Genomic DNA, 11,439 nt, shown 5'->3' on the forward strand with positions numbered 1-11,439 from the left:
ATGCATTTTCACAAAGACAAAAAAAGTGTGAACCAAATCAAAGGATGGCAACATTAATATTATTTTGAACTTATAAAACGTTCAATAATGTCAGGGTCTCTTACTTCTTCATGAAGGTACCGTTGAATTTCTACTGCGATTTTATGATACCCTTTTTTTGACGCACTAAGATATCGATACCTCGAGTTTGCCGACAGTAAATGTCACCATATAATATAATTCCTAAGGGACCCACATCATTACTTCTTTGAATTTGCAGATGTTAAAAATGCCTCAATCTCAGATTTATTCGGAATACCATCTAGGGCACCTTTTCGTGTAATTTTAATTGCTGCAGCAGCAGAAGCAAATCGCAGAGTCTCTTCTGAAATATCCGTTGAACCTGTCGTTGCAGCCAATACGCCTATGAACGTATCTCCAGCTGCCGTCGTATCAACGACTTGTACGTCGAAGGATGGGACATGTTTAACATTAAAATTACTATCGCTAAACAATGCTCCTTTACTTCCTAACGTCAGCACGACTTTCCCTACTCCTCCATCTATTAATTTTACAGAAGCTTGAATTGCTTGGTATTCGTTAGTGACGGGAATGCCAGTTAAAGACTCGGCTTCAGTTTCATTGAGAATTAACACATCAATCAAATGAAGGATATCTAACGGTATTTGTAAGGCTGGGGCAGGATTAAAGTAAACACTGATGCCTCGTTTATGGGACTCTTCCATCACATATCTCGTAGTATCCCAATTTATTTCATTTTGTAGCATCACAATATCAGCATTTTCAAACGCCTCAAGAGAATCTTGTATATCATTTACTGTTAATAACCCGTTGGCTCCCTCTGAAAGAATAATATGATTTTCTCCTGACGCATCTACTGTAATTGATGCTAATCCCGAATTTCCATTTTTATGAATAACAAAATCTGAATGGACACCCATTCCACGAATAGCAGACAATAACTGTGAGGCGAATGGGTCATTGCCAACAGCTCCAATAAACATGACCTGAGCTCCAGCTAGAGCAGCTGCTACAGCCTGATTTGCTCCCTTTCCTCCAGGATTGTAGTCCGTCTTTATACTTTTAATCGTTTCACCAGGGAGAGGATGTTTCAATACATGATTCACTACATCCATATTAATACTTCCGATTACAAGAATTTTTACCACAGGCATATACCTCACTTATTTTTTATAAATTCAAATTCAAAGGCAGAAATCCATGTTCTCGTTCACATAGAGTTCGCTGGGTTGAACCCGATGTTGGCCGATGTGCAGCAGCTCTGGCAAACGCCCCATCCGCTCAGCCAAACGAGAAAGCTTTTGCTCATTAAAATAAGATAAACCCGTATAAATTCGGTCCTGGAATGGCTCAAGCCATCTTGTTTCCAAGCTGTCAGAACCGAAATAAACCCCGAGCAGAGAACCGGCTGTTGCCCCAAAGCTGTCCGTATCGTTGCCTTGCATCACCTGCTTGCATATCCCATCTCCGACATTTTCAGCAAATCGAAATGTATTCATTAAGGTGCCTATTTCCTGATAAACCTGACAATGGCAATAATTCGCATACTTATGGTTAATGCTTTGATAGGCTGCCAGCCAGTTGTCTGCATTCGCGACCATCTGCAGGCAATCCTGAGTAATCTCGTAGAATCGGCTCCGTCTAGGTACGAATTGCAGTGCAGTACGGATTATTTCTATCGGATCGCGCAGCACCTGCGCGACAGCAATCGCAGCAGCAATGAACATCGTGGCGTAGATACCGGTCCGGCGGTGTGTAAAGCTTGCATCCCGCCAAGCCAGCTCAGCAGCAAGAGCTGGTTGACCAGGACAGGCATAGCCGTAAGCGTCTGCGCGAATCGCCGCACCGCATAGCTCTGTATCCTGGATCATGAAGTCAGGCCAGCCCTCGATTTCAGAATGATTAAATATGTCCCTATCATGCTCCAAATAGCTCATCCCCGATCGAAGCAGGATGGCCCTCTCTGGACCCCAAGTTGTGCTTATCGGAATATGATTAATCCATAAGTCTCTTACATTTCTTTTCGTAAAACCAGTGCCGAATTGCTCTAGCACCATCATTCCCATTAAGGTGTAATTGATATCGTCGTCAGGCGCCACGTAATTCATTCGCCCCCGGGTGGTCTCATACCAAGACCAATGACGTCGATCCAATGCATGGAGGATTTCACCAGAAATGTAATCGTTCAGTGGCCATTCCCCTACGGAAGTTAGCGCTTGACGCAATTCCGACAGGCTGGGGTTTACCTCAACTGGTTTGCCCAACATGGAGCCGCAGACTGAAGCGAGGAATGCCGCCTCTACACGCTTGGAGCTGTCCTTCAGATTCAGGATTCCGACCTGTCCGAGAGGTCGAGCCGGATCGCATTCCCTCCATATCTCTTCTAAATCATTGGGTTCATAGTAAGACCAATTGTCCCTCATTGGAATAGCAGCCAAGCTGTGAGCGAATTCCACATAGGCATCATAGCTTGCGGGAAGCTGTTCCAGCTTGGCTAAGTAACCGGAGGTTTGATGCCCCTGCTCGAATTTATTGCGCAGAATCCCCTCCAATTGGCGTTTAAGAAATGTAAGTGATGGTAGCATGCTGTATCCCCTTAATTTGATTATTCTTTAACAGATCCTAACGTAATCCCATGAATAAAAAATCTTTGCAAAAACGGATAAATGACTAAAACGGGAATCATCGCAATGAAGATTTTGGCTGCGTTCAATGTCTGATTGGAAAGCTCGCTCATCTTTTGAATTTGTTCTGCAGTCATGGTTTGTGCATCAATGATAACGACCAATTGTTGAATGTAGGTTTGCAGCGGATAATGATCGGCACTGGACATCAGCACAAGACCGTTAAAAAACTCATTCCAATGATAGACTATGCTGAATAAAGTAACCGTAGCAAGCACCGGAACAGCCAGTGGAACATAAATCTTAACGAGCATATACCATGGACCCGCTCCATCCACTAACGCCGCCTCTTCTAACTCCTTAGGCAGATTGCGAAAATAGTTAATAACGAGAATAACACTAAAAACCGGAACACTGTTACCCAACACAAGTGCCCAAATATTATTAATTAATCCGAATGATTTAACAGTTTGATACCAAGGGATCAAGCCGCCGTTAAATAGCATAGTAAAAACCAAAATCCACATGAGTACATTACGAAAAGGCAAATCTTTCGCATTTTTGGATAACGGATAGCCCATGAGAATGATGATTACAAAATTAAGAGTGGATCCTAATACGACACGCTGTATGGAAACCCAAAAAGAATTAAAAAATTTGCTGTCACCCATAATTTCTTTATATGAACTAAAATTAAACCCCACCGGCCATAATCCAACCCGACCCGAGGAAGCTGCTGCATTCTCACTTAACGAGATCACAAGCGTGTACCATAAAGGAAGTACACACAAAAGCGCAATACCAACCAGAAGCACGACAAGCAAAACATCAAATGCTTTGGAGCCAAATGTTTTTTCTATAACCATAGTAATGCTCCTTTATTTTAAACATGGATTCGAAAAGTAACCGCCACAAGGTTACTATTAAAAAATACGATAATTTGCAAATTTAGCAGCCAAGAAATAGGACGTTGTGATCAAAGTAAAACTGATAACAGATTTTAACAGTCCGACGGCCGTTGCCAAGCCATACTGTAAATTCAATAAACCGGTTCGATATACCCAGGTGTCAATAATATCACCGCTTGAATAAACAAGAGGATTATAAAGGTTAAATATTTGATCGAATCCAGCATTTAAGACATTGCCAAGACTAAGTACAGAGAGCAAAATAACCGTTGTAATAATTCCGGGTAGCGTGACATTTAGCAATTGTTGCAAACGCGACGCACCGTCAATCGCAGCCGCTTCATATAAAGAGGGATTGATGCCCGTCAAAGCCGCCAAAAAAATAATCGTGTTAAATCCAAACTCCTTCCAAACATCGCTTCCAACAACAATGAAGGGAAACAAATCTGCTCTGGCAAAAAAAACAGTAGGACTTATACCAAACACAGACAAAATCCCGTTAACCGGTCCTTTGTAAGAAAAGATATCCAAAAGAATACCCGAAAGAATAACCCAAGATAAAAAATGGGGCAAATAAACAATCGTCTGAATCCATCTCTTTAAAATGGTCACACGTAATTCATTCAACAACAGAGCAAAGGTAAGCGGTACGATCATATTCGCGATAATTTTCATTACAGCAATAAAAATTGTGTTAAAAAAAATCGTCTTACTATCATTAAGCGTAAACATATACTTGAAATTTTCCAAACCAACCCACTCGGAGTGAAACATGCCTAAGCCAGGATTAAAGTCCTGAAAAGCAATAACGATCCCGAACATAGGAACGATACTGAATAGAGTCAACCAAATAAATCCAGGGAGGAGCATGAGATAGTAATGCTTGGCATAACCCTTAGTTATCATTCTGTAAATCACTTCCATTCTCGCTTGATTAGAGAAAGGCGTCAGATTTCACCGACGCCTTTAGGGACTTTTACGGTTTTGCGACTTCGTTTATTTCTGCAAGAATTTGGTCTCCGCCTTGCTTCTTCCAATCTAGTACAAACTGATCGAAGGAATCTAAAGGGGCGGCACCCATTATAATTTTGAGAAATGTTTCCTTTTCCAATTTATCCAATGAAGCCCATCTACTTTCCATGGTCTTGGTCTGCGAATAGGTGACGCTGTATGTTTTTTTATAAGGCTTTTGCAATGGAGATATGCCGACGAATGTAGAATACATTCGTTTCCATACCCCCAAATCCGCATTCGGGTTCCAATACTGGATATCATAATTGTCGTAAGGCTCCAATTTAACTTTTTTTACGTTTTCAGCGTCAGTTTTTAATAGGTTATATCCGGGAAGATTTAAGTCTTCCGGTTTTTTGGTGCCCGCTAAAACCTCTTTCAACATTTTATAGGTAACGTCCATTACATCCATCGAGGCAAAGACCAGACGTAATGGATAATTGCCAATCGCAACATTCACATCGAATTTCGATTCATCTCGATACAAGAGATTTTGCATTTGAATCGCCGCTTCAGGATGCTCATATCCCTTCCGAACAACGAGATATTGGTTCGATGGGTTACCCATATGCGGAGTAAATTCGCCATTCACATCAAGAGGCGCGGTATAGGCCTGCCAGTTTGCCTTCGGATTATTCTTGATCGCATCCGCTAACGGACCATACCCACCTGACCACCATACACCAAAATAGATGCCCGCGGTTCCATTCTTGATTGTTTCCTGTGCATCCTTGCGAATGCTCACTTCCTTATCGATTAAACCTTTGGTATAGAAATCACGCAGCTTGGAAAGCGCTTGTTTCGTTTCAGGCTGAATGGAACCGTACGTTGCTTTACCATTAGAGCCCTTTAGCCAATATCCCGGATAAGAATGGAATGAAGCAAAGATGGGGTCAAACCCATAGTTGTTGCTATTCGGATTAATAAAATCCGCATTGAGCTTACCGCCTAGTTGCGGACCTGCAATACCGATTGTGTCTGCCTTCCCATTACCGTCGGGATCCTGCTCGACGAAGGCTTTTGCCACTTTTTCCAACTCATCCATCGTCTTTGGAGGCTGTAGGCCTAGCTTATCTAACCAATCCTTGCGAATCCACATGTAATGTACCATATCTGATTCCGGTGTTACATTTGGCAAGGCATACATTTTCCCATCAACTGTGACTGATTTGAGTGCAAGCCCATTCGTTGTTTCAATAATGCCTTTAATGGTTGGCGAAGCATATTTATTATAAACATCGGTTAAATCCTCAAGCTGACCGCTTTTTACCATTTGTCTAAACTGCGTCTCCTTCACAACTAACGCATCAGGCAAGTCGTTACTGGCAATGGATAAATTCACCTTCTGTTCGTAATCTTTTCCTGCAGCGGCCTGCCAAACAATCTTCGTATCAATGTTCAAGTTTTCTTTAACATAACGGGTATACTGGTTATTCTCGGGAGAATCCCCGGCTGGTAAGCTTTTATCCGAAGCATCAACTTCTTTTCCAATTTTAAGCGTGATTGGTTTCTCGGATTTCCCAAATGGGTCCGCAGCTTTTTGCACTGCCGCCGTTGAAGAAATCGGTGATTCTTTGGAAGAGTTTGATTGACTACATGCGGTTAATACAATTATCATTCCTGCAAGTAAAATCTGAATACCTTTTTTAGACTTGCTCATTCGTGCCCCTTCTTTCTCTTTTAAATTAGTCCACATCTAAAGGGTATCACACAAAGGCCTCTAGCTAGGATAGGCGACGGTTGCATGTTTAGAGAGCCAAATGACCGACGATTAGCAAGGCTTTGCGACTCTTTATTCAGCTATCAGCTTTTGCCCCCCTATTTATCGGACATATCTCTACCTGTACCCTGTGTTTGCCGATATTTGCTCGGAAGCATGTCCGTTTGCTCACGAAAGGTGCGGCTAAAATACTTTTCATCCATATAACCAACGTTTTCTGCAATCCAAAGTATTGTTTTGTTGGTATAGAGCAGAAACACCTTTGCTTTTTCGATACGAACCTGACGTAAATAGTCACTAAAATTCATACCAACAATTTCTTTAAAGCATTGACTGAAGTAGCTTCGACTCATATTGACTCTTTTAGCAATGTTTACCGCTGTAATCTGTTGATTCATCTCTTCATGAGCTATATACACAGCTTTAACAATACTTTCCATAACCTCTTGCGAAAAGGTAGGTTTATCCATAGCGTTACGGATCATATTCCGTGTGTTTATACACCATTCATCAACTTGATACCAGAAATCAAATGAATCCAGCAGTTGAATTTTCACTAAGCTCACAGGATAAAATAAAAGATTCCATCTATCGATTAACGCATACAGCAACCCGAAAAGCTTCGCCTGAGGTAACCGCATCATCTTTAAAGCATCGATATGATGCTTAAATAAGCTGTCCTGATAAATCCATTCGTAAGACGACCATTGCTCTCTCAGATGATTTATACTTTCTTCAGACTGTACTTGCCTGAGACAGTCCCATTCTTGCAACAAAATCGACCCCAAACTAGAATGTAAATCATAATCGTAAAAGAAATCCTTTTCTCTATATTCTCTTAACCGACGATGTACATCTTTATGGGGCCTGCCGTAGAGACCGATCAGATTTATTAGCGCCCACCCCGATTTAGTGCTGACCTCCTGTGTAAGCCTTTCTAACCATAATTCGCTAGACTGCTCCACTGGTTGTGTCCAAAGCCAAAGGTTAATGTCCACTTCAATCATGAATTGATTTGCGTTTTCACACCACTCCTCTACCCAATAATCTCCAACATCATTATTTAATGAGAGCAATGCATAGCCTCGATCACTTGTATAAATCTCATTTAGATTTGTAGCTCGTTTTTGTTCTTGCGCAATCCGGTTGTAGATTCTTTCAAGCACTTCCTCAAAGCGCTCCTTTTCAAGCTGTACCTTAGCAATGTAATCTATCGCGCCTAGTCTAAGCGCCTCTTGGATGTATTCAAAATCCTGATGGAGCGTCAATACAACAATATAGATATGAGTGAACTCTTTACGGACCCTCTTTATTAATTCAATGCCTGACATTACAGGCATTGCCAGGTCAGTAAGCAGTAAATCAACAGTATTAGATTCTAAAAATTCCAATGCCTTTTCGCCATTGCTTGCTTCCCCGACAACCTCCATATCGAAATTCTGCCATGGCATTGCAGAAATAAGGCCCTTTCGAACTAATTTATCATCATCAACAACCATTACTTTAATCATGATTTGGTTCCAACTCCGATAGGGGCAGGCTTAACAAAATGCTCGTCCCTTTCCCTACGACACTATTAATTTCCAACTTGGCCCGCTCACCATATTGCGAATCAATCATACGCTTCACATAGTTCATCCCGATGCCCATACCAACCTTCCTATTTTCAACTTCTGAGTTATTTAATAAATTTTGTATGATCTCTTCTGACATCCCCGAGCCGTTATCGTGAATCGAAATATTAATCGTTTGTGTTAATTTCACTTCAACTCGGATGAAGCCATCATCGCTTAAGCCATGATAAAGCGAGTTTTCCACGAGCGGTTGAAGGATGAACCGCGGAATCGGCATTTTCAATACCTCTTCATCCACATGTATCTGCACATCAAATTGAAAATCATAACGAATCTGCTGCAAAATAAGGTATTGCCTCAATGCCTCGATTTCCTCTTGCATTGTTGAAGCTTGTCCTAGCTTGCCTAAATTATAATGCAGCAGTTTATTTAAAGATGTTACAAGACGATCGATCTCATTCTGCCCGTTCATGACAGCCAGCCAATGCACCGTATCCAACGTATTCATCAAAAAATGAGGATTGATTTGATAAAGCAGTTTCTCAACTTCAAGATCAACTCTGCGCTTCTCTTTCTGCTCAACTTCCGCGAACAAATCCCAAATTTGTTCTTTCATTTGTCGAAATTGATCCAAGAGGTAATCAAACTCTGGTATTCTTGTTTTTGCTATACCAGATTGGATTCGATTTTGCGCCATCAGCTTAATCTCTTTATTGAAGCCGTTCAATGGTCGATACACCATTTTCCATAATAGCCAAGCCAAGAACAGACTCATTCCCAAAAAAACTAACGAAAATAGTAGGATTTGAACGAACCATCGATTCATCTCTTTGTTATAATCTGCTTTCGGAATCACCGAGACAATGCTCCAACCTTGATTACTTTCCTGCCTAAACCAGTAAAACCCATTTTGTGTGCCAGAAGATTTTCCGTTTTCGATGCCAGGGAATGTCGTATCCATTGCAAATGTATTCGGTAATTCGCTATAGGCAATTCTACCATTATTGTCAAGGAATATATGAGAGTTCTTAACCCCGGTTTGATCATTATTGAGGATACTCTGTGTCAAATGGAACCCTGTTTCAATGTAAACATAAACATCATCCCGATTAGGCAGCTCTACTTTTCTTAAAGCAGACAACACATATTGATTATCAAAAGGGTTGTTGCTTACATGTGGACCATAATAGGAAATTCCAGAGTATTGGGCAAGCAATGGCAATTTTTCCGGAGAGAAGCTATTCTTGACTCCCGAATTTTCAAGATCATAGGAATGATCATTTTGGAAATAATAGAGGGTTAATCCGATATTAGGATTCGTAAAAGTAATGAGGCTTAATTCATCCTTCAGATTGCTTTTCATTTTGACTCGTTCGTATGGTTGACTATCTGTACTCGATAACAATTGATCTAATTTCTTCCCTACACTACCTTCAAATGCAAGCTGTTGGGATACATGGTTCAAATTGCTGATGGTGCTCTCTAACGAGAGCTCAACTTGCTTTAAATTACTTTGAATGCCGCTTTGAATTTTATTTGTAAGAATGGAGTAGATCGTATAGTAAGAAATCAGACCTATGCTAATAAACGGAATCAACGAGCTAAATAAGAAGATCATAATAATCCTCTTTTTCAAAGTCAGGTAATCATAAAGAAATGATTTAAAATTTCTGCTCATATTGAAAAGTATACAAACACACGCTCCCCAAAATATTATTTTCTGAATCTAGATAAATTGGAACACCCACTGCTTTACCATAGGTTAACCATCTAACAAAAATAACACAGTACCCTCATTTTCAACAATAACAGATTTTCAGATTTCATTTTCTAAACAAGGCAAGGTATTTCGTAGGTACTTACCTTCCTCTATTGACGACAACCAAGAGAAAATGTAAGAAAGATTCATTAAATAGAAATAATCACCGTGCTTATGAATGCACGGTGATTGTTTTTCGTAGATCATTATTCCAAACTTATTTATTCGTCTTCGCCCATGCATCCAATTGCTTTTGCTTTTCCGCGATAATTTTATCGATGCCTGCTGATTTAAGTTTGGTCAAATAATCCGGAAGTGCCTTATCTGGGTCGAGCGTCCCTGTTTCAATACCTTTTTGGTATTGGTTGACAACGTTAGTTACTGCTGTAATTTCCGTCTTCACAGGCTCGGCATTAAAGTTGTAGCCAAGAGCCTTCGATTTCTTAGCGCTTTTATTGAACTCAGCCGTCTTTTTCCAAATATCCGGATCATCCCCTTTAAACACGTACGAAAGGAATTGGTTGCCAAACATCCAGCCTAGCTCCATATAATAACCGCTGCTTTTCGCGTCAACACCTTGCGGGAAGTCGATCATATTGTCAGAAACCTTCACATAATGCTTGCCTTCAATACCCCAGTCAAGCAAATTAATCAGCTCTTTATCTGTGTACAGCAAATTTAACAGCATCATAGCGCGCTCTGGGTTCGTTGTATTCCGCGGAATTCCCCACATAACGTTCGTAATTGTTCCTGTCGTCGCAATCGGTTCGAGCAGTTGTGCAGTCACCATCTGAAAGGTCGTTGACCTGGATTCCTGAGCATCAAAGCCGGGTTTCATCGGTGCCATATATCCAAACAATTTACCGGATTTAACCAAATCAATCGTTGACGTTTGGCTAGTCGCCGCATCCTTCAACACATAACCAGCTGTGTACCAGCTTCTGAACTTTTTGATGAGTGCAGCGTATTCCGGCGTTTCTTGATAATTGACAACTTTCATATTATTGTCGTAGTCAGGCAGAACGCCAAAGCCATCTACTAAGTTGTCAACCGGTTCATAAACTTGTAAGAACGTGTTGCCGTTGCCACCAGGTGCAATCGGAGTTAAATTAGGCTCTTTTTCTTTTATGATCTTCAGAACAGACTCGACATCATCTAACGTTTTCATCTTGCTAATGTCGATATTGTATTTATCAACAATGTCCTTTCTCATCGTAAATCCGTAGTTTTTCGCCAAATCCCGGATGCTGGCAATGCCATAAATCTTGCCGTCAATTTTCGGTGCGTTCAGATACGTAGGATCCAGAAGACTGGAAATGCCCTTTCCATATTTCATAATAAGATCGTCTAAGGATGTCAATTGACCTTTGGCCACTTGGGAAACATATCCCCCCAAAATCAACATAACATCGAGCTTATCGTTACTGCTCATCATCAGATTCGTTTGCTGATTCCAATTCCCAAAGCTAATAGGAAGAAGTTTTACAGTAGCGTTAATCTTCGCTTTGGTGATTTTGTTTACTTCATTCTGGATAAGATTCATATCTTTCGGCATCGCGCCGAAAATGGGGAACGCCATCGTAAGCTCGGCAGGTGTTTTCGTGTCAACATTGCCTGAGGGACTCACATTTGGAGAAGCTGTCGTACTGGTGGATGTGGCATTATGATTGCCCGTATCCTTTCCACATGCCGTAGTGAAAAGCATAGTTACCATGTTCATGGCCAATAAAATCGTAATCATTTTGGTCCGTTTTCTCATATTCTAACCCCTTTTTTAATAAAAGTTTATTGGCGTTGCTATGTTCTAATGATAGTTCAGGAA

8 protein-coding genes are annotated in these 11,439 nt (G+C 40.9%); all 8 read right to left on the reverse strand.

The window, feature by feature from the left end; genetic code table 11:
- Positions 1 to 239: 239 nt before the first annotated feature.
- The 8 genes from rbsK to FU659_RS00040 all read right to left on the reverse strand — a co-directional run bounded on the left by rbsK (position 240) and on the right by FU659_RS00040 (position 11,376).
- Complete coding sequence (rbsK, locus tag FU659_RS00005) at positions 240 to 1,175, reverse strand: ribokinase (protein ID WP_261807513.1); 936 nt, start codon at positions 1,173 to 1,175, stop codon at positions 240 to 242.
- Between the two features lie 30 nt (positions 1,176 to 1,205).
- Complete coding sequence (locus FU659_RS00010; protein WP_147945661.1) at positions 1,206 to 2,606, reverse strand: ADP-ribosylglycohydrolase family protein; 1,401 nt, start codon at positions 2,604 to 2,606, stop codon at positions 1,206 to 1,208.
- 20 nt (positions 2,607 to 2,626) lie between these two features.
- Positions 2,627 to 3,511 (reverse strand): carbohydrate ABC transporter permease, encoded by an 885-nt coding sequence (locus tag FU659_RS00015; protein WP_147945662.1) that lies wholly within the window; start codon positions 3,509 to 3,511, stop codon positions 2,627 to 2,629.
- 57 nt (positions 3,512 to 3,568) lie between these two features.
- A complete protein-coding gene (locus FU659_RS00020; RefSeq protein ID WP_147945663.1) occupies positions 3,569 to 4,459 on the reverse strand; it encodes an ABC transporter permease in 891 nt (296 codons plus the stop codon).
- Between the two features lie 70 nt (positions 4,460 to 4,529).
- On the reverse strand, positions 4,530 to 6,224 hold the full coding sequence (locus FU659_RS00025; RefSeq protein WP_147945664.1) for an extracellular solute-binding protein: 1,695 nt from the start codon (positions 6,222 to 6,224) through the stop codon (positions 4,530 to 4,532).
- Between the two features lie 158 nt (positions 6,225 to 6,382).
- Positions 6,383 to 7,795: a response regulator transcription factor gene (locus tag FU659_RS00030; RefSeq protein ID WP_147945665.1), complete on the reverse strand. Its 1,413-nt coding sequence runs from the start codon at positions 7,793 to 7,795 to the stop codon at positions 6,383 to 6,385.
- Positions 7,788 to 9,476 (reverse strand): sensor histidine kinase, encoded by a 1,689-nt coding sequence (locus FU659_RS00035; protein WP_397354748.1) that lies wholly within the window; start codon positions 9,474 to 9,476, stop codon positions 7,788 to 7,790. Before FU659_RS00035 ends, FU659_RS00030 begins: the two co-directional genes overlap by 8 nt.
- 358 nt (positions 9,477 to 9,834) lie before the next feature.
- Positions 9,835 to 11,376 carry an ABC transporter substrate-binding protein gene (locus FU659_RS00040; protein WP_147945666.1) on the reverse strand — a complete coding sequence of 514 codons (1,542 nt, stop codon included), beginning with the start codon at positions 11,374 to 11,376 and terminating at the stop codon, positions 9,835 to 9,837.
- Positions 11,377 to 11,439: the final 63 nt, after the last annotated feature.

Source organism: Paenibacillus sp. N3.4 (assembly GCF_008017805.1).
In the GTDB taxonomy this organism is placed as follows: domain Bacteria; phylum Bacillota; class Bacilli; order Paenibacillales; family NBRC-103111; genus Paenibacillus_E.

Excerpts from the sequence above, each read along its gene's own strand:
- rbsK (WP_261807513.1), bottom strand. The coding sequence starts at position 1,175 with ATGCCTGTGGTAAAAATTCTTGTAATCGGAAGTATTAATATGGATGTA.
- FU659_RS00010 (WP_147945661.1), bottom strand. The coding sequence starts at position 2,606 with ATGCTACCATCACTTACATTTCTTAAACGCCAATTGGAGGGGATTCTG.
- FU659_RS00015 (WP_147945662.1), bottom strand. The coding sequence starts at position 3,511 with ATGGTTATAGAAAAAACATTTGGCTCCAAAGCATTTGATGTTTTGCTT.
- FU659_RS00020 (WP_147945663.1), bottom strand. The coding sequence starts at position 4,459 with ATGATAACTAAGGGTTATGCCAAGCATTACTATCTCATGCTCCTCCCT.
- FU659_RS00025 (WP_147945664.1), bottom strand. The coding sequence starts at position 6,224 with ATGAGCAAGTCTAAAAAAGGTATTCAGATTTTACTTGCAGGAATGATA.
- FU659_RS00030 (WP_147945665.1), bottom strand. The coding sequence starts at position 7,795 with ATGATTAAAGTAATGGTTGTTGATGATGATAAATTAGTTCGAAAGGGC.
- FU659_RS00035 (WP_397354748.1), bottom strand. The coding sequence starts at position 9,476 with ATGATCTTCTTATTTAGCTCGTTGATTCCGTTTATTAGCATAGGTCTG.
- FU659_RS00040 (WP_147945666.1), bottom strand. The coding sequence starts at position 11,376 with ATGAGAAAACGGACCAAAATGATTACGATTTTATTGGCCATGAACATG.